Origin of the sequence: Thauera propionica (assembly GCF_002245655.1) — a bacterium.
GTDB lineage: Bacteria > Pseudomonadota > Gammaproteobacteria > Burkholderiales > Rhodocyclaceae > Thauera > Thauera propionica.
In genome coordinates this window covers 42,361-62,498 of record NZ_NOIH01000026.1, presented here as the reverse complement: position 1 = coordinate 62,498, position 20,138 = coordinate 42,361, and the positions used below count along the sequence as shown (strand labels likewise).

Below are 20,138 nucleotides of genomic sequence, written 5' to 3'. Positions count from 1 at the left end.
CTCGTGCCGGCTTATGCAGCCCCGTTGGTCGAGGGATGACAATCGTCAAAATTCCTCGCCCGAAGCGTGCAATCGTTCCTTAACTACAGCAAAATATCCGACGCGTCATTCAGCGGGCCCCGCCTTCGCAAGCAAGGCATCATGCGGCTCCCGGGTGCCGGCCCATGCGATTGGACAATGATCATGACTAGTACCGGCTCTTACGACTTTGATGCGTTGAACGACGCTGCGTTTCAGACCGAACGCTTGCGCCAGCAGGCCATGGCGGTGCGGGGCATCGAGGCCTCGATCCTGCGCTCCGCCGGTATCCAGGCAGGGCACGACGTGCTCGAGATCGGCAGTGGGCCGGGCTACGTCTCCGACCTGCTGAGTGAACTCGCTCCCGACGGCAGTCTTCATGCGGTGGAGCCGAATGCGGCCCTGTTGAAGCAGTTGCCGGCGAACGTCAGGAAGCCGCCGGCACGGGGGCTTTTCCCGCATCAAGCCTTCGGCAACGCGCTGCCACTGGGCGATGCCTCGATCGACTTCGGTTATGCGCGCTTCGTGTTGCAACACGTGCCCGGCCCACAGGCCGTCGTCGACGAGGTCTTTCGTGTGCTGCGACCGGGTGGCGTGTTTTGCGCAGTGGATTCGGATGACGGTCTGGTCATTTTCCACCCTGAGGAGCCCCGTGTGACTCAGGTGATGCAGTCGGCGCAAAGCGTGCAGCAGGGGCAGGGCGGCGATCGCTTCATTGGCCGGAAACTACCCGAGATGATGCAGCGAGCCGGCTTCTCGGCGGTGAAGGCCCATGTGATGTCGCTGACCAGCACGGAACTGCCGTTTGCCGTTCTCTTCAATATCCTGCTGGGCTACAAGGCGTCGCTGCTCGGCGAGAGCGTCGATGCGACCAAGCTCTATGAGGATCTGGCGGCAGATGTCGCGGCCGGGCGCCGTCTGGTGGCGGCCGGCGTCTTCATAGTGTCCGGACAAAAAAATGTATGACATCGAAGCGGATCAAGAACAGGAACTGAACATGGAGACGAGTTATTTCAGCTTCGAGGAAGTCTTGCCGGGCACGGCCGACTACGAGCGCTATCTCGAGGCGCGCTATGAGATCTTCTGCGAGGAACTCGGGCGGGTCGAGCCGCCGAACGCGATATCGAGCAAGGGCAAGCCGATCGAAACCGATCAGTACGATCCTTACAGCCGCCATTTCCTGGCGATGCACAAGCCGACGCAGACTGTCGCAGGTTTCGTCCGGGTCATCCTGCCCAGCTCGTTGGGGTTGAACGTAACGCCGCGCTACGTCATCGATCGGCCGCTCCCATATCCGGACGCATCCGAGAGCAACATCGGCGAAATCTCCCGCATGGCCATCGCCCCCCATTTCCGCCGTCGCCATGCTGATCAGGGCAAGATTCAGGGCAGCCCCGAAGAGGAGATGTCCGGGAAGCAGGAGGGGGCGCGTCGCCATCAGCCCGAACTGGTGCTTGGGATGTACCGTGAGGTGTATCAGCTTTGCAGGAGCCTTGGGATCGATTACTGCGTCGCCGCCATGGACAGCCATTTCAGCCGCCTGCTGGTGGCGCTTGGCTTCCCGTTTGTCCCTGTGGGGCCAGTCAACGAAGGCGTGCGCCCACCGCGCAGGGTCTTCCTGATCAGCGCCCGCGAGATGGAGCGTAGTCTGGGAGAGCGCGAAGCAAAGCTGCTGAGCTTCATGCAAGCAAGCGAAGGTCTTCAGACTGCGTCCTGATTCTTCGCATCGAGAGACACGATTTATTCGCCGCGAATACTCTTACATTTCCAGAAAAGCATCGATTCTCGGCATCGGGTATCTTCCGCAGCATTCACTGGCGGATGTTCTTTGCGGGATGCAGTCCTGGAGTTGCTGCGGAGAGAGGAGGATGGCTTTGCACCACTTCGAGTACCTGGTCGTGAGTCCCGGCTCTAGGGATTACCAGGCCTACTTGGCGCTACGGCATGCCGTGTTTTGCGAAGAGTTGAAGCGGGTGACTCCGAGTGGTGAGCAGGCCGATGGGCTTGCAATCGAAACGGACGAGTTTGATGTCCATAGCTTGCATATCCTCTGTCGTGCACGTGATACGAAGACGCTGCTTGCGTGTTCGCGCCTTATCCTGCCTAGTCCAAAGGGGCTCAATGTCAGTGCGCGTTATGCACTGAACCCGAATGTCCTGTGTGGAGTGCCGTTGGCTAATGTCGGAGAGATCGGGCGACTGACCCTGTCGCCGGTGCTACGCCGATCGCGGAGTAGTGTGTCGATTGTCGGTGGCGAGGGGTATGTAGAGGCAGCCGGGGGCGTCACGCTACCTGAACCTTCCAAGCGTGATGGCTCGCTCGTGGCGCTGGGGCTCTACCGGGAGCTGTTCCGGTTGATGAGCCTCTATGGGATTTCCCATTGTTTTGCCGCCATGGAGCCTGCGCTGGCCCGTCTCCTGACGCGTATTGGTTTTCCCTTCATTCCTGCTGGGGTCCCGAGAGCAGATGCGCAGTCACCCAGATATCCATATCTGATCGGCTTGCATGCGGCGCGTGCCGTGCTTGCGGGGCGAAACTCGAGCCTCTATGACTTCATGACGACGGGCGACGGCGTAGATGGGGAGGTGGCGCTCCGCGATTGGCCGACCGGCTGCCGACGACCGACGACGCTGCCCTATCTGGGCTCGGGGGCGCCGGTGTGATTTCCGGGCTCGCCTTTACCTAGAAGACTGACTGCATTGGCAGGCCCGGAATGAGCGGCGGAAATAGCAATGGGGGAGGCAGATTTGCATCTGCCTCCCCCATATTCTGAACTGCCCGCTTTCGATGCGGACGGCTCAGATCATCAAGCTGCCTTCTTGGCGCGACGCATCACGCCCAGCCCCGCAAGACCAAGTCCGAGCAGTGCGAGTGCGCCCGGTTCCGGAACGGTGTTCCCCGAAATCTCGGCCGTGCCGAAGTGCGTGTAGGTCACGCCATCGGGACCGACAATCGGAGTACGCGAAGGCTGGAAGCTCGACGTATAGAGAAGGTCGGTCGGGCCATTCACGCGATCCGGTTGACCGTTGGTGTCGAAATACTGCGCCGCAACGCCGCCCACGACTTCGAGGTAGCCTTCGCCAACGCCGCTAAGGCCGAGGCCCAGAGAACTGACCGCGGTGATTGAACCCTGGAGGGTCGAGCCGTCACCGTCGATGTCCATGCCGATCAGGCTGAGCCACAGGGTGCCGTCGATCGCCGACGCCGGATCTGTGGCGCTGAAGTTACGCCCTGATACGTAGACATCCACCTTGCCCCCGCTGAAACGGAAGGTCGAGCCGACCGTCGGGAGGTAATCCTCCATGAGGACGTAATCGTAGAAATGGTACGTCAGCTCGCAGTCGGGGCAGAAAATGTCCCGATCTTCGAAATTGAGTTCGTTGAACCTGCCATAACCTGAGATCGATTGGCCAGCGGCGATAGCCACGGTTTGGAAAATCGATGATTGGGCGGTCAAATCAAACGGGGAGTCAGGATCCCAAGTGACGCCTGCAACCGTCAGGGCGTTCGCTGCGCCTGCCGAGAGCGACAGGGCGGTGGCGACAGCGAGCGACGCAGCAGTGGATTTGAGTTTCATGATGATGCTCCGGTTTGGATCTGTCTTCTGTTGGAGAAGGTCTTGCTCGATAAACATAAAGCATGTGGCGTGCCAGTTTTATAAAGTCTTATGAAACAGTCAGATGGGGGTTTGGTCCGATGGGGCAGGAATCCATGTGTAAAGAATGTCGACACCTCATCTGGCATGCAGGCCGAGTCATGCCCAGGAGAGGTAGCCTCGACGTGGGGCGCTTGCCAACGGCGGTTCGCTGCTGAAAGATGGCGCAATGCCATGACTTGGTGGAGGACATCTTGCTTGCCTTTGACTATGACGCAGCCTTCAGCCGCAACCTCGGCGTCGTCAGCCCCGACGAACACCAGCGCCTGCGCAATGCCACGGTTGCGATCGCCGGCATGGGGGGGGTTGGAGGTGACTATCTGATCAGCCTGGTGCGGGCGGGGGTCGGTGGTTTTCACCTGGCGGAGTTCGACGAATTCGAGCTGGCCAACTTCAACCGGCAGTATGGTGCAAACATGGATACGATCGGGCGACGCAAGCTCGATGTCATGGTTGAGTATGCGCTTCAGATCAATCCGGCGCTGCGCATCAAGACCTTTCCTGACGGTATTTCCGACGGAAACATCGACGCGTTCCTGTCCGGTGTGGATCTGGCGATCGATGCGGTGGATGCATTCGCCGTGGATATGCATCCGTTATTGATCAATGCTGCAAGCGGGCGTGGGCTGGCGACGGTAGCAGCGGTGCCTTTGGGCCTGGGGGCGGGGGTGCTGGCCTTTGGTCCCGGGGGCATGCCGTATGCGGACTATTTCGCGATCACGCCGGATATGAGCGATGACGAGAAGATCGTGCAGTTCATGCTCGGCTTCGCGCCCGAGATGTACCACCTGAAGTACCTGGACCCGAAGTTCATCAACCTGAAGGTGCGCAAGGGGCCGAGTTCGGTGGCGGGATGCAAGCTGTGCACCGGCTTCATTGCGACCCAGGCCCTGGTTGCGTTGCTGCACCCCGAGGAGTTGCGCTGCGTGCCGTGGTACACCTATCTCGATGCGCGCCTTGGGCGCTTCCGCCACCGTCGTCTGTGGTTGGGCAACCGCAACCCGCTGCAGCGGATAAAGAGCTTCGTGGCGAAAAAACGCCTCGAGAAGTTGAGCCCGGCCGGCTGAATGGGTGATCCGGCAGCCTGCATGGGATGCGTGGGTTAGAATCCGTCTCGCATGCCGGTGCGTGGCCTGGCTGCTTGATCTGGAGGATGTCATGTTGACTGGAGCAGCCCGGCTGTCTGGCCGCCACCTGGCCCGGGTCCTGGTGTGCGTCGTGTCGGGATTCCTCCTGGCCGGTCCCGCGATGGCCGACGAGGCCGGTATGGTGCTGGCCCAGCGTGTCTATGACCGCCCCGACGGCGATGACGCGACGTCTGCGGTCACGATGGCGCTCGTGGAGGAGGGGCGGAACCCACGGCTGCGATCGATGCTGCTTTACCGGCGCAGCGCCCCGAGTGGCGAGGTGTCCACCCTGATCCGCTTCACCGAGCCGGCCGATATCGAGGGCACCGGACTGCTGACCATCGACGCCCCCGATGGGGCGTCGAACCAATGGATCTATCTGCCCGCGATGCAGCGGGTCCGCCGGGTGGACTCGAACCGCAAGGGCGGCCGCTTCGTGAACTCCGACTACTACTACGAGGACTTGCGCGACCGCAAACCGAGCATGGACGAACACCGTCTGCTTGGCCGCGAAACAGTGGGGGGCGTGGAGTGCGATGTGCTCGAGAGCATGCCGGTCGAGGCGGGCAATTCGGTCTACAAGCGGCGCGTGAGCTGGATCGATCCCGCGTCCCATCTTCCACTGCGGGTGGATTTCTTCGAGAAGGATCCGCAGGTGCCCAGCAAGCGGCTGCTGGTCGAGCGGCAGGAGCAGGTTCAGGGTTTCTGGACCGTGATGGACAGTACGCTTACCGACCTGGGGAGCGGGCATCAGACGCGCCTGACGGTACGCAGCATCGCCTACGACCGGGGCCTGCCGGAACGTCTGTTCAGCTCGAAGGCGCTGGAGGACGAGCGCATGGAGCGTGAGTTTCGCCCTTGATGGCGCCGGTATTCGGGTGTGACGGTACAAAGAACAACAATGTGGGAGTGTGAGATGCGTTTTATGCTTCAACGGCGGCATCGTGCCGTTGCGACCTGTGTGCTGGCGCTGGGCCTGACGTCGATGTCGCAGTCGCATGCCGAGGGGCTGAGCGTGCGTGCCGAGTCGCTGCGACTGGAAGTGGGGGGATTCTCCGATGATCCGGGCTCATCCGGGGCCGGCCTGCTGCGCGGGGCGGTCAGCGCCAAGGGCGGCAGCGGGGACCTGGAGTACGCGCTGGGCATGCGTCTTGATGTGCCGACGCAGTTCGGCGGGCGGGATTTCACCCGTGCGCGGGGCGACTACACCGAGAACTACCTGCGCTGGCGCGGCGACGACCTGCGGCTGACCGTCGGCACGCAGAACATCATGTGGGGTCGGGTGGACGAGATCTCGCCGATCGATCGCATGAGCCGCGCCGACCTGACGCGTGCCGTACTCGACAAGCTGCCCGACCGCCGGCGTGCGGTGCCGGCGCTGCGTGCGGAATACTTCGGCGAGGACTACAAGCTCGACGCGGTGCTTTTGCCGACCTTCGACGACGCCGTGATGCCGCATCGCGACAGCGTTTGGCACCCGGTCGACGTGCGCCGCGGCCGGATCTTCGGCATCGGGACCTTCCCGGCCCTTGTCGGAGTGCGGGTTCGCGAGGCCGACAACGACAGCAGCGGTGGCGGTGGGCTGCGCTTCACCCGCGAAGCGGATGGCCTGGACTACGGCCTGAGCATCCAGCGCGTGCGCCAGTCGCAGCCCTACTACAAGCTGATGGGCGGCACGCTGCAGGCGATTCATCCCTACAGCACCACGGTGGGGGCCGAGTTGGAGGCCGAGCGCGGCGGCGCCACCTGGCGCATGGAGGCCGCGTGGACGAGTGACGTGCCGCTCACGACGCGGAGCTTCGGCTACCGCACGGCGCCCGGCTACGACGTGGTGATCGGCGCGGAGCTGTTCCCGGGTGACGGCGAGACACGCCTGACGCTCCAGCTCGCTGCACACCGCGTGATGACCGATGCGGCGGTGCTCGACCGGACCGAGGTTTACGCCCTCACGGGCGAGATCGAGCATCCCTTCGCGCTCGGTCGCTGGCGGGCCGACCTGCGCTTCGTGGCGGGGTTGGGCAAGCGCGACTTCTACCTGAATCCGCGCCTGACCTATACCGGCATCGACCAGCACGAGATCTTCATCGCGGCTCACCTGTTCAGTGGCGCCGAGCGGACCCTGGGCGGCTTCTACGAGCGCAACGACAGCGTGTCGGTGGGCTGGCAGGCGTCGTTCTGAGGCGGCCGGGTGAGCGAGTGAGGGAAACCGGTTCGCGTCCATGCTGAGGTCCTGGCTGCAACGCATCCTGCTGCGCGTCACACAGCCCCAGCTGCTTCGCCGGCGGCCGGCGATGGCGGTCATCCTGATCATCCATCTGGTCTGCGGTGCCCTGCTGCTCCGTCTCGAGCTAAACAACGCCCCCGAGCTCTACTTTCCGTCGGATGCGCCGGCGACGGTGCTGGAACGCGAACTGCGGGCGGAGTTTCCGAACGACGAGATCCTCATTGCCCTTTTCGAGGGCGACGATCTCTATTCGTCAGAGGTGCTTGGCGCGCTAGACCGCGTCGCCGGGCGCATGGAGGCGCACCCCGATGTCGATCGGGTGTTCTCCGTCACTCGGGTCGATCACATTGCAGGCAGCGCGGACGGCTTCGTCGTCGAGCCCCTGATCGATCCGGAACGGCTGGACGAAGGCACGCCTGACGAGCGCTTGCAGCGTGTGCTGGCCGACCGCTTCATGCCCGGCTGGCTTGCGTCGCGCGACGGCAAGGCGCTCGCCTTGGTGGTGCGCACGCACAAGCTGCAGGAGAGCCGCCAGCGCCAGTCGGTGGAGCGGGCGCTCCACGATGCGGTGGGCGAGGAGGCGGTCGACGACCGGCTGACCGCGGTAGCCGGCACGGTGGCGCTCGATGCGGCGGAGTTGCGCTCGATGGTGCGCGATACGCTGGTCTTCACGCCGCTGGTGATGGGGCTGGGGCTGGCCCTGCTGTACTGGGTGGTCGGGCGCATCGTGCCGATCGTGATCGGGGCGGTGGCAATGAGCACCGTGGTCATCGCCTGCGTCGGCTTGATCGCGGCCCTCGGGCTGCCGTACACGCTGGTGACCGCGATGATTCCGACCCTGCTGTCCGCCTACACGGTCGGCAATCTGCTGCACTTCTACGCGGCACTCAAGCGCATGCGGGATGCCGGCTTCCGGCGGCCCAAGCGCGTGGTGTTCGCGCTGCAGAGCGTGCATTCGCCGGCGATGTTCAACGTGCTGACCACGGCCGCCGGCATGATCAGCCTGGTGCTGGTGCCGATTCCGCCGATCCAGGTTTTCGGTGCGATCAGCGCAGTCGGCGTCGTCGTCATCTACTTCGTGGTGTTCTACCTCGTGCCGCCACTGCTGGTGAAGTACGACCGCGGTCGCTGGCCCAAGAGCGGGGGCGGCTTTGCGTGGACGAAGCGCATTTCCTATGCGCTGGCGAGCTTCGGCATGCGCCGTGCGGGCTGGGTGGTCGGCGGCGCGGTCGTGCTGGCGGTCGCGGCGATCCCGCTGGTGTTGAAAGTGCAGGCGGAGTCCGATCTGCTGAAGTTCTTCACCGCGTCGCATCCGCTGACCCAGTCAACCGACAGGGTGGAGCGGACGCTGGTGGGCGTCACGGCGCTTGAAATCGTCATCGATGGGCCGGGGCGCGACGCCTTCAAGGATGCAAAACGGCTGCAGGCGATCAAGGCCCTGCAGACCAAGGTCGAGGCCCTTCCCGAGGTCGATCGCAGCCTGTCGATGATGGATATCGTCGAGGAGATGCACTGGGCATTCAACGAGGAGGATGAGACCTTTCGCCGCCTGCCCGACGACGATCGCCTGTTGAGCCAGCTTCTGCTGATCTACGACGGCCGCGACCTGCAGGAGCTGGTGAACAACGAATACCAGCGCATGCGCATCCTGCTCAACGTCAACGTGCATGGTGCGAACGAGATCCAGGGGGTCATCGACCGGATCGAGGCGCTCCTCGCGACCGTCGACGATCCGAATCTGCAGTGGGAGCTTGCCGGATACGGCCGCCTGTTCGCCGACCAGGAGGATCTGCTCGTCGTCGGCCAGTTGCACAGTTTCGTGGGCGCCTTCGGCCAGATCTTCCTGATCATGTTCCTGCTGTGGCGCTCGCTGCCGGCGGCGGTGATCGGCATGATTCCGAACCTGGCGCCGCTGTTCTTCGTGTTCACGCTGATGGGGGGCGCCGGTATCCCGCTGGACATGGCAACCGTGCTGATCGCGGGGGTGGTGCTGGGCATCACGGTGGATGACACCATCCACCTCTTCCACAACTACCTGGCGCGTCGCGAGCGCGGGCGCAGCGTCGTGTTCTCGGTGGCGCGCAGCTTCGAGGCCTCGGGGCGCGCGGTGGTGGCGATTTCCCTGCTGCTGGTGTCGCAGTTCCTGCTGCTCGGCACGTCCAGCTTCGTCCCGACTTCCAACTTCGGACTGTTGACCGCGACCGGCCTCTTGGCGGGTCAATTGATGGAACTGCTGATGCTGCCTGCGCTGCTCGTGCTGTGGGGGCGGATCAGAACGCGGCACCGCTTCCTGTCGGCCTGAGGCTGCGGGCCGGGCTGCGGCGGAGCCTCAGACGTCGGTTGGTCACCGCAGCGTGCGGTGGCGGCAGAGCCGCGTGTTCAGCGCACGACCATGTTGTCGCGGTGTACGACTTCGGGTTCGTCGACGTAGCCCAGCAGGGTTTCGATTTCCCCGGTCGGTTTGCGCGCGATGCGGCGGCATTCGGTCGCGCTGTAGTTGACCAGGCCGCGCGCCACTTCCTCGCCGTCTGCCGTGCGGCAGGCGACGGCCGCGCCGCGCTCGAAATCGCCGCGCACCGCGACGACGCCGACCGGCAGGAGGCTGCGGCCGCTCTTAAGGGCAGCGACCGCGCCGTCGTCGATGACGAGATCGCCCGCGAGCTGGAGATGGTCGGCGAGCCACTGCTTGCGCGCCTGCAGCGGGCTGCTGGTCGCGTAGAGCAGCGTGCCGATGGTCTCGCCGGCAGCGAGGCGCAGCAGCGGATCCTGCTCGCGCCCGCTGGCGATGCAGGTGTGTGCGCCGCTGCGGGCCGCGCGCTGGGCGGCTCGGATCTTCGTGATCATGCCGCCCTTGCTGATGCCCGTGCCGGCGCCGCCTGCCATGGATTCGTACTGGCGGTCCTCGGCGCGGCCTTCGGAAATCAGTGTCGCGGCCGGATCCCTGCGCGGGTCGGCGGTGTACAGGCCTTGCTGGTCGGTCAGGATGATCAGCGCGTCGGCCTCGATCAGGTTGGCGACCAGCGCGCCCAGGGTGTCGTTGTCACCGAACTTGATCTCGTCGGTGACGACGGTATCGTTCTCGTTGATGATCGGCACGACGCCCAGTTCGAGCAAGGTGGTAAGCGTGCTGCGGGCGTTGAGGTAGCGGGTGCGGTCGGCGAGATCCTCGTGTGTCAGCAGGATCTGCGCGGTGTGCAGGCCGTGGCGCGAGAAGGCCTTCTCATACGCCTCGACCAGCCCCATCTGCCCGACGGCGGCAGCGGCCTGGAGCTTGCTCATCTCGTGCGGGCGCTTGCTCCATCCCAGGCGCTGTATGCCTGCGGCGATGGCGCCGGACGACACCAGCGTCACCTCGCGTCCATCCGCCCGCAGTGCGGCGATCTGCCTCGCCCAGTCGTCGAGCGCGTCCTTGTCGAGGCCGGCGCCGTTGTTGGTGACGAGTGCGCTGCCGACCTTGACGACGAGGCGGCGGGCGTTGCGGATCTTGGTTCTCATCGGAGCTGCAAACCTTCGGTCAACAGGGATCAATGCGGTGTGTGGCGACGCCCCGGCAGTCGAGGGGGCGAGCGCCGGGTCAGCGCGACTCGTCGTCGTGGGGTCCATCCTCGGGCAGGTCGTCCTCGGGCAGATCGTCTTCGCTCAGGACTTCGGCCTCGTAAGCGGCATCGGCGGCGGCACGCTCAGCCTCGAGTGCCGCGAGCCGGGCGGCCTCGGCAGCCTGGCGCTCGGTACGCTCGGCGTTGATCCGGTCGCGCTCGGCGTCGAGGAAGTCCTGCAGCGCGAAGATCAGCGCCTTGGTGCCTTCGCCCTTGAGTGCGGAGATCTCGAAGTGGCGCTCGACCGGGCCATAGGCCTCGAGGAAGGCGGCGACGCGCTCGGCGCGCTCTTCCTCGGGAATCAGGTCGAGCTTGTTCAGTGCAAGCCAGCGCGGCTTGTTGTACAGCGCCTCGTCGTACTTGCGCAGTTCCTCCACGATGGCCTTGGCGTCGGCCACGGGGTCCGCTTCGGGGTCGAAGGGGGCGAGGTCGACCAGGTGCAGCAGCACGTGGGTGCGCTGCAGATGGCGCAGGAACTGGTGGCCCAGTCCGGCACCCTCGGCTGCGCCTTCGATCAGGCCCGGAATGTCGGCGATGACGAAGCTGCGGTTCTCGGAGGTGCGCACCACGCCCAGGTTGGGCGCGAGCGTGGTGAAGGGGTAGTCCGCGACCTTGGGCTTGGCGGCCGACACGCTGCGGATGAAGGTGGACTTCCCGGCGTTGGGCATGCCCAGCAGGCCGACGTCGGCGAGGATCTTCAGCTCGAGATGCAGGCTGAAGCGCTCGCCTTCCTGGCCCATGGTCTTCTTGCGCGGGGCGCGGTTGACGCTGGACTTGAAGTGGATGTTGCCGAGGCCGCCACGGCCGCCGCGTGCGATCAGCACCTTCTTGCCATCCTCGTCGAGGTCGGCGATCAGTTCCTCGGTCTCGAGGTTGCGGATCACCGTACCCACCGGGAAGCGCAGCGTGATGTCATCGCCGCCCTTGCCGTAGCAGTCGCGGCTGCCGCCGTTCTCACCGCGTTCGGCGCGGAAGCTGCGCGTGTAGCGGTAGTCGATCAGGGTGTTGAGGTTGCGGTCGGCAACTGCATACACGCTGCCGCCACGCCCGCCGTCGCCGCCACTGGGGCCGCCCTTTGGGATGAACTTCTCGCGGCGGAAGGTGGCCGCGCCGTTGCCGCCGTCGCCGGCGAAGACTTCGATGCGGGCTTCGTCAAAAAACTTCATGCCTGATCAACCTTGATCCAAAAATGAAAAAGCCCTACCGCAAGGATAGGGCTTTTGTACTGCAAAAGCGCGTTGCGCCAGCGATCAGGCCGCTTCGGGCACGATGATCACGGTGCGGCGCTTCGACGGGCCCTTGACCGCGAACTGCACGACGCCATCCTTCAGCGCGAACAGGGTGTGGTCCTTGCCGATGCCGACGTTGTCGCCCGGGTGGTATTCGGTACCGCGCTGGCGAACGATGATGTTGCCGGCGAGCACGAACTGGCCACCGTAGCGCTTCACGCCGAGGCGTTTCGATTCCGAGTCGCGGCCGTTACGCGAACTACCGCCAGCTTTTTTGTGTGCCATGTCGGATTACCCCCTGCGCCTTAGGCCGAGATCGCTTCGATGCGAAGCTCGGTGTAGTTCTGACGATGCCCCTGATGCTTCTGATAGTGCTTGCGGCGGCGCATCTTGAAAATCTTGATCTTGTCGTGACGGCCGTGCGAAACCACGGTCGCCTTGACGGAAGCTCCGGCGACCACCGGCGTGCCGATCTTCACGGACTCGCCTTCACCGACCATGAAAACCTGGTCGATGGTGATTTCGGAACCCACGTCGGCCGGTATCTGTTCTACCTTGATCTTTTCGCCAGCGGCAACGCGATACTGCTTGCCACCGGTTTTTATCACCGCGTACATGGTGTTGCTCCAGTTGATGGGTTTGCAAAGAATCGCGCACTCTAACTGGCGAAGCTTCGAAAGTCAATGGCAATCAGCAGCATACGCTTCTTCGCCGCCATGGCAAGAGCGGTTTCGAGCCGCTCCGCAAGCGCTCAGGCGAGCGTCGCGGCAGGCAGCCCCGGCAGCAGCGCATCGAGTGCCTGCTGTTCGGTGCGGTAGGCGGCGACGTCGGCGATGCGCGGCCACAGGCCGTCGCGCTCCATGGCGTCGACGACCTGTTTTTTCAGGCCGCAGAAGGCGATCGACTGGCCCTGTGCGTGGAAGCGTTCGATCAGTCCGGCCAACGTGTACAGGCCGGTGGCGTCCATCTCGTTGATGCCCGCCGCGGACACCAGTACTACCCGTACGTCCTGTTGCGCACGTGCGGCGCGCAAAAGGCCGTCCTCGAAGGGGGCGGCGGTGACGAAGGTGAGCGGGCTGTCAAAGCGCACGATGACGAGTTGCGGATGCGGGTGGGACAGCCCGAAACGGTGCAGGTCGCGGTAGGTGCCGTCCGGATGCAGGCCGAGCAGCGCAACGCGCGGTCGCATGCTGCGATAGACCATGAGCGCGAGCGTCAGGAAGAGGCCGGTGAAGATGCCGTTCTGAATGTTGGGCGCGAAGGCCAGTGTGGCGAGGAAGGTGACTATTGCGCCCAAGCCGTCGTCGCGGTGGGCGCGCCAGGCGCGGCGCAACACCTTGAGGTCGATCAGCCCGCCGACGGCCTGCAGGATGACTGCCGCCAGCACCGGCTTGGGCAGATGCCAGAGCAGCGGGGTGAGGTAGAGCAGCGCGACGAGTACGACGGCGGCGGCCACCAGCGAGGACAGGCCTGTCCTCGCCTCGCTGGCATAGTTGAGGGCCGAGCGCGAGAACGAGGCGCTCACCGGCATGCCGCTGGTGAAGGCGGCAGCGACCTTGCTGAGCCCCTGGCCGATCAGTTCCTGGTCCTGGTTCCAGGCCTGGCGCGTTCGCCCCGAGATGAGCTTGGCGCTCGATGCCGCTTCCATGAAGCTGACCATCGCAACCACAAAGGCTGCCGGCAGCAGGGTCATCGCCAGGTCAGGCCGCAGCGGTGGCAGGCTGAGTGCTGGCAGCGACGGAGGAATTTGGCCGACCACCCCGCCGCCGCCGGCTTCGAACCCGACGAGCGCCGACAGCGCGATGCTGGCCGCGACCACGATCGGTACGCCCGGCAGGCGCGGCGCGAGACGCTTCAGCAGCAGCAGCGCGCCCAGTGCGCCGAGGCCGAAGGCCATCGAGGCGGCGTGCAGGCTGCGGTTGTCGGTCAGCATGCGCGCCACGCCCAGCACCAGGTGCTCGCCTTGTGCCAGAGTGATGCCGAACAGCGACGGTATCTGCGTCAGGCAGATGATCAGCGCGGCCGCGTTCACGAAGCCCATCAGCACGGGCATCGACAGCAGGTTCAGCAGCCAGCCTAGGCGCAGTACGCCGAGGGCGAGCTGGATGAGCCCCGACATCAGGGCCAGCAGGAGGGCGAGCGGGATCAGCTGCTCGGGGCTGCCTCCCGCGAGCGGCAGGATGCTGGCACCGACAAGCAGACTGGTGAGTGCGACCGGGCCGGTCGACAGCTGGCCGCAGGAGCCGAACAGGGCTGCGACCACTGCGGGCAGCAGGGCGGCGTAGAGGCCGACCTGGGGCGGCAGCCCGGCAAGCTTGGCATAAGCCAGCGCCTGGGGAATCAGCACCAGGGCCACGGTGAGACCGGCCAGCAGATCGCCACGCAGCCCGCCGTTTGCCCATTGCCGCGGCCAGGCAAGGGCGGGGAAAACGCGCTCTGGGTGGGTGCGCTTGGTCATGGGGGGCAGAATGGCGCAGCGGCGGATGCAGGGACGCCATGGTAGCAAATGCCCTTCGAGCGGCCGCTGACGCCCCAGATTGGGTGGTAGTGTGAACTGCGTCACACCGGGCTGCAGGCGGGCTGCGTGCGGGATCATCGGGGCCTGCCCGCGGTCACCGCCGGTTGATATGATTCAGGCACCGTCATCACTCTCTTCCCAATGGCATTCTCTGCTGAAACCTGCGTTGCCACGCACATCGGGGACCGTGCCGAGCAGCAGGATCGCGTCGGACTGTTCGCCCACCCCAAGCGCCCTGGCGTCATGCTGGCTGTCCTTGCCGACGGCATGGGCGGGCATAGCGGCGGAGCGATGGCTGCCGAGCAGGTCATCATGCGCGCCAAGCAGAATCTCGAGGTGTACGCACCCGGACACGAGACGCCTCAGGAGCTGCTGTCCAGCGTCATCGACGAGGCGCATGTCGTCATCAAGCTCACACGCTTCACCAGCGAGAAGGATCCGCACAGCACGGCCGTGACTTTCCTGATGCAGCAGGGCAAGGCGTACTGGGCGCATTGCGGCGATTCGCGCATCTATCATTTCCGTGGCGCCGAGACGGTGTCGCGCAGCGGAGATCATTCTCTCGTTGGCGAGCTGATGCGCAAGGGGCGTCTCGATGAGCAGGGGTCGCTGCGGCACCCGCAGCGAAACGTGCTGTTGTCCTGTCTTGGTGGCGAGCGCGAGCCGCGGATCGACTACGGCGTGCTCGAATCGCCCGATGCCGGCGATGCTTTCCTGTTGTGCTCCGACGGCCTGTGGGCCTATTTCACCGATTCCGAACTGGCATCGACCATCCAGTCCCTGCCGCCGCGCGAGGCGGCCGAACGCCTGATTGCCCTGGCGCGTGAGCGCGCGGGCGGTGCCGGCGACAACATCTCCCTGGTCATCGTCAAGCTCGTTCCTCCCGTCAGCGCTGCGCACTGAGCGCAGTGGGTCCTCTCAGGGCACGGCTTTCAGGGGCCTGAGCCCGTCTGTGCTCGCCCGTCCGCCGAGTGTTTCCCGTTTCGCTGCCCAATATTATTGCCTGCTGATCGAATGCCGGTAATATGGCCTTCGCGCCAGCCATCGCACGATGGGCAGGGAGAAAAAACGATAAGTGGCATCCGGCGCGAAACACAGGTGAAAACGGCTTTCGAGCCATTGATCAAACAGGGAGGAACAGCCCATGCCTCTGACCCTCGGAGTGCTAGCGGAGACAGCTTCCGGCGAACGACGCCTGTCGGTCGTGCCGGATGTCGTGAAGAAATACCTGGGCCTTGGCGTCCAGGTGGTGATGCAAAAGGGAGCGGGGGTGCCGGCGCACTTCCGCGATGCGGACTTCAGCGGGGTCAGCGTCGTCGATACCGCCGCCGAGGTCTGTGCGCAGGCGGATGTCGTGTTCTGCGTGCAACCGCCCGAGGCGGACCTCATTTCGAAGATCCGGCCGGGCAGCGTGCTGCTGGGCATGCTGCAGCCTTGGGCGAGCGCCGAGCGTGCGCGCCAGCTGGCCGAAGGCCGGATCAGCGCGTTTGCGCTGGAGCTGCTGCCGCGCATCTCGCGCGCGCAGAGCATGGATGCGCTGTCCTCGCAGGGCGCGGTGGCGGGCTACGAGTGCGCGCTGATCGCTGCCGACCATAGCCCGAAGTTCTTCCCGATGCTGACCTACGCCGCCGGCACGATCCGCCCGGCCAAGGTGCTGGTGATCGGCTGTGGCGTGGCAGGCCTGCAGACCATCGCGACCGCGCGCCGTATCGGCGCCATGGTCGAGGCCTATGACGTGCGTCCCGAGACGCGCGAGCAGGTCGAGTCGCTCGGCGCCAAGTTCGTCGACACCGGCGTGTCCGCCGCGGGCAGCGGTGGCTACGCGCGCGAGCTGACCGACGAGGAGAAGGCGCAGCAGGCCGAGCGCCTGGCCAAGGCCGTCGCCCAGTGCGATGCGCTCATCACCACCGCCGCGATTCCGGGCAAGCCCGCGCCGCGCATCATCACCGCCGACATGATCGCGCGCATGAAGCCGGGCGCGGTCGTCGTCGACATGGCGGCCGAGACCGGTGGCAACGTCGAAGGCACGGTGGCGGGCGAGAAGGTCTGGATCAACGACGTACTGGTGATCGGGCCGGTCAACATCCCCAGCCGCATGCCGGTGCATGCGTCGGAGATGTACGCCAAGAACCTGTTCAACTTCATCTCGCCCTTCATCCAGGACGGCGCGCTTGCGCTCGACTGGGAAGACGAGGTGATGGCCGGTGCCTGCCTCACGCACGCGGGCGAGGTTCGCCACGCCGGCGTCAAGCAGGTTCTCGGGCTGTAAGGGAGAGCGATCATGGAAGGAATTGCAGCGCTGTATATCTTCATGCTGGCCGCATTCACCGGTTACGAGGTGATTTCGCGAGTGCCGGTGATCCTGCACACGCCGCTGATGTCGGGCTCGAACTTCGTGCACGGTGTCGTGCTGGTGGGCGCGATGGTGGTGCTCGGTCATGCCGATCCGGATGATCCGGTGCAGCTCATCATCGGTTTCGTCGCGGTGTTCCTCGGTGCGGCCAATGCCGCGGGCGGCTATGTCGTCACCGAGCGCATGCTGGCGATGTTCAAGGGTGGCAACAAGAAGGAAGGGGGCGCATAAATGGCGAACGTGTTCATTCAGGCGTCCTATTTCGCCGTGGCCGTGGTGTTCATTCTCGGCCTGAAGGCGATGAGTTCTCCGGTGACGGCCCGCAAGGGCATCGTGTGGGCGGGCTACGCCATGGTCGCGGCGACCGTGGTGACCTTCTTCACGCCGAATCTCGGCAACGTCGGTCTGATGGTGCTCGCCATCGTGTCGGGCGGGGCGGTGGCGTGGTGGAGCGGCAAGACGGTCAAGATGACCGACATGCCGCAGATGGTCGCCATCTACAACGGCATGGGCGGCGGCGCGGCGGCGGCGATTGCCGCGCTCGAGTTCGCTCGCGGCGAGGTGCATGGCCCGGTGGTGGCCACGCTGGCGGTGCTCGGTGCGCTGATCGGCTCGGTGGCCTTCTCCGGCTCGTGCATTGCCTACGCCAAGCTGCAGGGCATCATGAAGAACGCCTTCCGGCTGCCGCAGCAGAACATGGTGAACATCGGCCTGGCCGCCGTCACCGCACTGCTGGGCCTGGCGATCATCGTGTCGGATGCGCCGTCGTCGGCGCTCATCGTGCTGTTCTTCGTGCTGGCGCTGGCGCTGGGCGCAATCCTCACCAGCCCGATCGGCGGCGCCGACATGCCGGTGGTGATCTCGCTGCTGAATGCCTTCACCGGTCTCGCCGTGGGTTTCGAGGGCTACGTGCTCGGCAATCCGGCGCTGATCGTGGCCGGCATCGTGGTGGGCGCCTCGGGTACGCTGCTCACGCAGTTGATGGCCAAGGCGATGAACCGCCCGATCTCCAACGTCATCTTCACCCCGCTGAGCGGCGCGGCTGCCGGCGGTGAGGGCGAGGCGATCGAAGGCACGATGAAGGAGTTCTCGGCGCTGGATGCCGCCTCGGTGATGCGCTACGCGAGCAAGGTCATCATCGTGCCGGGCTACGGCATGGCGGTGGCCGGGGCGCAGCACAAGGTGTGGGAGATGGCGCAACTGCTGGAAGAGGGTGGCGTCGAGGTGGTGTTCGCCATCCACCCGGTGGCGGGCCGCATGCCGGGCCACATGAACGTGCTGCTGGCCGAGGCGGGCGTGCCCTACGACAAGATCTTCGATCTCGAGGAGATCAACGCCGACTTCCCGCAAGCGGACGTGGCACTGGTGATCGGTGCGAACGACGTGGTGAACCCGGTCGCACGCACCGACAAGACCAGCCCGATCTACGGCATGCCGATCCTCAACGTCGACATGGCGCAGAACGTGATCGTCGTGAAGCGCGGCAAGGGCGCGGGCTACTCGGGCATCGAGAACGCGCTGTTCTACAAGGACAACTGCCGCATGTTGTACGGCAGCGCGCAGCAGGCCATTGGCGAGGTGATCCAGCACGTCAAGGCGCTGGAGGCCTGATCCGGTACCGCCGGCCCGAAGGCTGGCGGTAAAGGCTCAAGCTTGGGTACGATCGGGCCGTAATCGGAGGCATCTTTCCTCCGGTAGCGGCCCGATGCCATTTCTGCGCGTTCTCATCTTCATCGCCCTGTCGGGCGTGTCTGCCGCCCAGGCCCAGCAGGGCGGGCCGGCGGCTGCGCCCGGTGCCGGCGAGGCGCAGCCGGCCAAGGCGCCCGATGTTCCCGAATGGCGACGAACGGACAACTACCGCTTCCCGGCGATTGCCAAGACGGTCGCGGACATGCAGAACCTGGCGTATGCAATGCAGTTGCGCGACTACTGCGCGGACCGCCGCGTCAGTGACGACTTCGTGCGCGACCGGCTTGCGCGCTTCGGGCGCATGACCGGGCGCGAGGAAACCTGTGCGAGCCTGATGGACTACTGAGTGGCGGCGCGCAGGCCGCGGGCGAAGGCCTGTGCGCTCAGCGGCGGCCCGAACAGCGGCCCTTGCTGCAGGTGGCAGTCGAGTGCGCACAGGAAATCCTGCTGGGCGCGGGTTTCGACTCCGCGCGCAAAGACTTCGAGGCCCAGTGTTGCCGCCATGCCGGCGATCGCTTCCACCACGGCTTCGCACTCCTCGTCATGGCCGACGCCGCGTACCAGGTCCGGGTCGAGCTTGATCGTCTTGAGCGGATAGCGCTTCAGGCGCCGGATGGACGACATGCCGCGCCCGAAGTCATCGATGGCGAGGCGGACGCCCATCGCCGAAAGCATCTTCATGGTTTGCAGCAGGGAGGGGCTGTCGGTCTCGAGGATCTTCTCGTCGAGATCGAGTTCCAGCCGCTCGGGGGCGAGATTGCTGTCCTCGAGCACGAGGCGAACGCACTCCGCGAAGTCGCCGTGCAGCAGTTGTTCGGTGGCGACGTTCACGGTGAGTCTGACAGGCTGCTGGCCGGCAGGCCCGGTGGGCCACAAGCGGGCATAGCGGCATGCCGTGTTGAGGACCCAGTCGCCAAGGCGCGCGATCAGCTGCGGGTCGCGGAGCGCACCCTTGAAGCGGCCAAAGGGCAGCAGTCCCAGTTCGGGGTGCTGCCAGCGCAGCAGAGCCTCGCCAGCACACAGCCGCCCCGAGCGGGCCTCGACGAGCGGCTGGAAGTGCAGGGCCAGGTTGCCGTTGTCCAGCGCCGAGCGCAGGCCGGTTTCGAAGGCATCCAGCCCGGATTGCCAGGCCGTGCCCTCGATCATTCGCACGCCCGGCATGAGGCTGCGCAACTGGTCGGCCTCGATATGCGACGCGAAGTGCTGGGCGGTGGTGTCCACCGACCGCTGCCCGAGCCGCTGTGGGTGCGTACCGGCCGGGCTCAGGATGAGGGCGTGCAGTCCTGGCCGCAGACGCGGTGCGCACAGTACCTGGAGTTCGCGCGTGCTGCCTTCGGGCAAGGCGACGGTGATCAGGCTGCGGCGCTCGCCCTGGATCAGCAGTCGGGCACGCACGTCGAGGAAGGCTTCCTCGGTCGGGAACAGGGCGCTCAGAGAGCGACCGGCGATCTGCCGGTAGTCGCGCCCGAGCAGACGGCAGGCTGCGCTGTTGGCGTCGAGAATGAACTCGTCGCCGGTGATGATCAGGCCTTCGTCGATGAGTTCGAGCAGCGCGAGATAGACGCCAGCCTCCGCCCCTTCGGAAAGGTCGGGCACGAAGGGTTCTGCAGGGGGAGGCGCCCCGGGTGGGCGTCCTGGAATATTCACGGGCGGCAGGTTCTCGAACGGGTTTCACCAACTACGGCATCGGCGTGAGAATACTTTATGCCGCGCTGCCGTAGAGGATGGA

19 protein-coding genes are annotated in these 20,138 nt (G+C 65.2%); 12 read left to right on the top strand and 7 right to left on the bottom strand.

Going from position 1 to position 20,138, the window contains the following annotated elements; translation table 11 throughout:
- Positions 1 to 183 precede the first annotated feature (183 nt).
- The 3 genes from CGK74_RS15830 (at position 184) to CGK74_RS15820 (ending at position 2,681) form a co-directional block, all read left to right on the top strand.
- On the top strand, positions 184 to 984 hold the full coding sequence (locus CGK74_RS15830; protein ID WP_094269469.1) for a methyltransferase domain-containing protein: 801 nt from the start codon (positions 184 to 186) through the stop codon (positions 982 to 984).
- Entirely contained in the window at positions 977 to 1,735 is a 759-nt protein-coding gene (locus CGK74_RS15825) for a PEP-CTERM/exosortase system-associated acyltransferase (protein WP_094269387.1), read from the top strand. Before CGK74_RS15830 ends, CGK74_RS15825 begins: the two co-directional genes overlap by 8 nt.
- 151 nt (positions 1,736 to 1,886) lie before the next feature.
- On the top strand, positions 1,887 to 2,681 hold the full coding sequence (locus tag CGK74_RS15820) for a GNAT family N-acyltransferase (RefSeq protein WP_094269468.1): 795 nt from the start codon (positions 1,887 to 1,889) through the stop codon (positions 2,679 to 2,681).
- A gap of 143 nt (positions 2,682 to 2,824) precedes the next feature.
- Here the strand turns inward: CGK74_RS15820 and CGK74_RS19305 are convergent, their stop codons facing one another.
- Positions 2,825 to 3,595, bottom strand: a complete 771-nt coding sequence (locus CGK74_RS19305; RefSeq protein ID WP_240498757.1) for a PEP-CTERM sorting domain-containing protein — start codon at positions 3,593 to 3,595, stop codon at positions 2,825 to 2,827.
- A gap of 272 nt (positions 3,596 to 3,867) precedes the next feature.
- On the opposite strand from CGK74_RS19305, the gene CGK74_RS15810 reads away from it, so the two are divergent.
- The 4 genes from CGK74_RS15810 to CGK74_RS15795 all read left to right on the top strand — a co-directional run bounded on the left by CGK74_RS15810 (position 3,868) and on the right by CGK74_RS15795 (position 9,326).
- Complete coding sequence (locus CGK74_RS15810) at positions 3,868 to 4,740, top strand: ThiF family adenylyltransferase (protein WP_094269467.1); 873 nt, start codon at positions 3,868 to 3,870, stop codon at positions 4,738 to 4,740.
- 91 nt (positions 4,741 to 4,831) lie between these two features.
- Entirely contained in the window at positions 4,832 to 5,662 is an 831-nt protein-coding gene (locus CGK74_RS15805; RefSeq protein WP_165770098.1) for an outer membrane lipoprotein-sorting protein, read from the top strand.
- Between the two features lie 54 nt (positions 5,663 to 5,716).
- Positions 5,717 to 6,979 carry a DUF1302 family protein gene (locus tag CGK74_RS15800; protein ID WP_094269465.1) on the top strand — a complete coding sequence of 421 codons (1,263 nt, stop codon included), beginning with the start codon at positions 5,717 to 5,719 and terminating at the stop codon, positions 6,977 to 6,979.
- 40 nt (positions 6,980 to 7,019) lie between these two features.
- Positions 7,020 to 9,326, top strand: a complete 2,307-nt coding sequence (locus CGK74_RS15795; protein ID WP_094269385.1) for an efflux RND transporter permease subunit — start codon at positions 7,020 to 7,022, stop codon at positions 9,324 to 9,326.
- A 77-nt stretch (positions 9,327 to 9,403) separates the two neighbouring features.
- On the opposite strand, the gene proB is transcribed toward CGK74_RS15795, so the two are convergent.
- The 5 genes from proB to CGK74_RS15770 form a co-directional block, all read right to left on the bottom strand.
- Positions 9,404 to 10,519, bottom strand: coding sequence for a glutamate 5-kinase (gene proB / locus CGK74_RS15790; RefSeq protein WP_094269384.1), 1,116 nt, complete (start codon positions 10,517 to 10,519; stop codon positions 9,404 to 9,406).
- 79 nt (positions 10,520 to 10,598) lie between these two features.
- Entirely contained in the window at positions 10,599 to 11,786 is a 1,188-nt protein-coding gene (gene cgtA, locus CGK74_RS15785) for an Obg family GTPase CgtA (RefSeq protein ID WP_094269383.1), read from the bottom strand.
- A gap of 84 nt (positions 11,787 to 11,870) precedes the next feature.
- Positions 11,871 to 12,134: a 50S ribosomal protein L27 gene (gene rpmA / locus CGK74_RS15780; RefSeq protein ID WP_004259048.1), complete on the bottom strand. Its 264-nt coding sequence runs from the start codon at positions 12,132 to 12,134 to the stop codon at positions 11,871 to 11,873.
- 20 nt (positions 12,135 to 12,154) lie between these two features.
- The gene (gene rplU, locus CGK74_RS15775) at positions 12,155 to 12,466 is read right to left on the bottom strand and encodes a 50S ribosomal protein L21 (RefSeq protein ID WP_004259044.1); all 312 of its coding nucleotides are present in this window, start codon (positions 12,464 to 12,466) and stop codon (positions 12,155 to 12,157) included.
- Positions 12,467 to 12,600: 134 nt separating this feature from the next.
- On the bottom strand, positions 12,601 to 14,307 hold the full coding sequence (locus CGK74_RS15770) for a SulP family inorganic anion transporter (RefSeq protein ID WP_094269382.1): 1,707 nt from the start codon (positions 14,305 to 14,307) through the stop codon (positions 12,601 to 12,603).
- 201 nt (positions 14,308 to 14,508) lie between these two features.
- Here CGK74_RS15770 and CGK74_RS15765 point away from each other — a divergent pair, with 201 nt between their 5' ends.
- The 5 genes from CGK74_RS15765 (at position 14,509) to CGK74_RS15745 (ending at position 18,755) form a co-directional block, all read left to right on the top strand.
- Positions 14,509 to 15,270 (top strand): PP2C family protein-serine/threonine phosphatase, encoded by a 762-nt coding sequence (locus tag CGK74_RS15765; RefSeq protein ID WP_094269381.1) that lies wholly within the window; start codon positions 14,509 to 14,511, stop codon positions 15,268 to 15,270.
- A 241-nt stretch (positions 15,271 to 15,511) separates the two neighbouring features.
- Positions 15,512 to 16,636: an NAD(P) transhydrogenase subunit alpha gene (locus CGK74_RS15760; protein WP_094269380.1), complete on the top strand. Its 1,125-nt coding sequence runs from the start codon at positions 15,512 to 15,514 to the stop codon at positions 16,634 to 16,636.
- A 12-nt stretch (positions 16,637 to 16,648) separates the two neighbouring features.
- Positions 16,649 to 16,951 carry an NAD(P) transhydrogenase subunit alpha part 2 gene (locus tag CGK74_RS15755; protein ID WP_094269379.1) on the top strand — a complete coding sequence of 101 codons (303 nt, stop codon included), beginning with the start codon at positions 16,649 to 16,651 and terminating at the stop codon, positions 16,949 to 16,951.
- Positions 16,952 to 18,331, top strand: a complete 1,380-nt coding sequence (locus tag CGK74_RS15750; protein ID WP_094269378.1) for an NAD(P)(+) transhydrogenase (Re/Si-specific) subunit beta — start codon at positions 16,952 to 16,954, stop codon at positions 18,329 to 18,331.
- Between the two features lie 94 nt (positions 18,332 to 18,425).
- Complete coding sequence (locus tag CGK74_RS15745) at positions 18,426 to 18,755, top strand: hypothetical protein (RefSeq protein WP_094269377.1); 330 nt, start codon at positions 18,426 to 18,428, stop codon at positions 18,753 to 18,755.
- On the opposite strand, the gene CGK74_RS15740 is transcribed toward CGK74_RS15745, so the two are convergent.
- Positions 18,749 to 20,005, bottom strand: a complete 1,257-nt coding sequence (locus CGK74_RS15740; RefSeq protein ID WP_240498756.1) for an EAL domain-containing protein — start codon at positions 20,003 to 20,005, stop codon at positions 18,749 to 18,751. The genes CGK74_RS15745 and CGK74_RS15740 overlap by 7 nt on opposite strands.
- Between the last annotated feature and the right edge of the window lie 133 nt (positions 20,006 to 20,138).

Excerpts from the sequence above, each read along its gene's own strand:
- cgtA (WP_094269383.1), bottom strand. The coding sequence starts at position 11,786 with ATGAAGTTTTTTGACGAAGCCCGCATCGAAGTCTTCGCCGGCGACGGC.
- CGK74_RS19305 (WP_240498757.1), bottom strand. The coding sequence starts at position 3,595 with ATGAAACTCAAATCCACTGCTGCGTCGCTCGCTGTCGCCACCGCCCTG.
- CGK74_RS15825 (WP_094269387.1), top strand. The coding sequence starts at position 977 with ATGTATGACATCGAAGCGGATCAAGAACAGGAACTGAACATGGAGACG.
- CGK74_RS15820 (WP_094269468.1), top strand. The coding sequence starts at position 1,887 with ATGGCTTTGCACCACTTCGAGTACCTGGTCGTGAGTCCCGGCTCTAGG.
- CGK74_RS15770 (WP_094269382.1), bottom strand. The coding sequence starts at position 14,307 with ATGACCAAGCGCACCCACCCAGAGCGCGTTTTCCCCGCCCTTGCCTGG.
- CGK74_RS15765 (WP_094269381.1), top strand. The coding sequence starts at position 14,509 with ATGGCATTCTCTGCTGAAACCTGCGTTGCCACGCACATCGGGGACCGT.
- rpmA (WP_004259048.1), bottom strand. The coding sequence starts at position 12,134 with ATGGCACACAAAAAAGCTGGCGGTAGTTCGCGTAACGGCCGCGACTCG.
- CGK74_RS15750 (WP_094269378.1), top strand. The coding sequence starts at position 16,952 with ATGGCGAACGTGTTCATTCAGGCGTCCTATTTCGCCGTGGCCGTGGTG.
- CGK74_RS15745 (WP_094269377.1), top strand. The coding sequence starts at position 18,426 with ATGCCATTTCTGCGCGTTCTCATCTTCATCGCCCTGTCGGGCGTGTCT.
- CGK74_RS15795 (WP_094269385.1), top strand. The coding sequence starts at position 7,020 with ATGCTGAGGTCCTGGCTGCAACGCATCCTGCTGCGCGTCACACAGCCC.
- CGK74_RS15805 (WP_165770098.1), top strand. The coding sequence starts at position 4,832 with ATGTTGACTGGAGCAGCCCGGCTGTCTGGCCGCCACCTGGCCCGGGTC.
- CGK74_RS15800 (WP_094269465.1), top strand. The coding sequence starts at position 5,717 with ATGCGTTTTATGCTTCAACGGCGGCATCGTGCCGTTGCGACCTGTGTG.
- rplU (WP_004259044.1), bottom strand. The coding sequence starts at position 12,466 with ATGTACGCGGTGATAAAAACCGGTGGCAAGCAGTATCGCGTTGCCGCT.
- CGK74_RS15830 (WP_094269469.1), top strand. The coding sequence starts at position 184 with ATGACTAGTACCGGCTCTTACGACTTTGATGCGTTGAACGACGCTGCG.
- CGK74_RS15755 (WP_094269379.1), top strand. The coding sequence starts at position 16,649 with ATGGAAGGAATTGCAGCGCTGTATATCTTCATGCTGGCCGCATTCACC.
- CGK74_RS15760 (WP_094269380.1), top strand. The coding sequence starts at position 15,512 with ATGCCTCTGACCCTCGGAGTGCTAGCGGAGACAGCTTCCGGCGAACGA.
- proB (WP_094269384.1), bottom strand. The coding sequence starts at position 10,519 with ATGAGAACCAAGATCCGCAACGCCCGCCGCCTCGTCGTCAAGGTCGGC.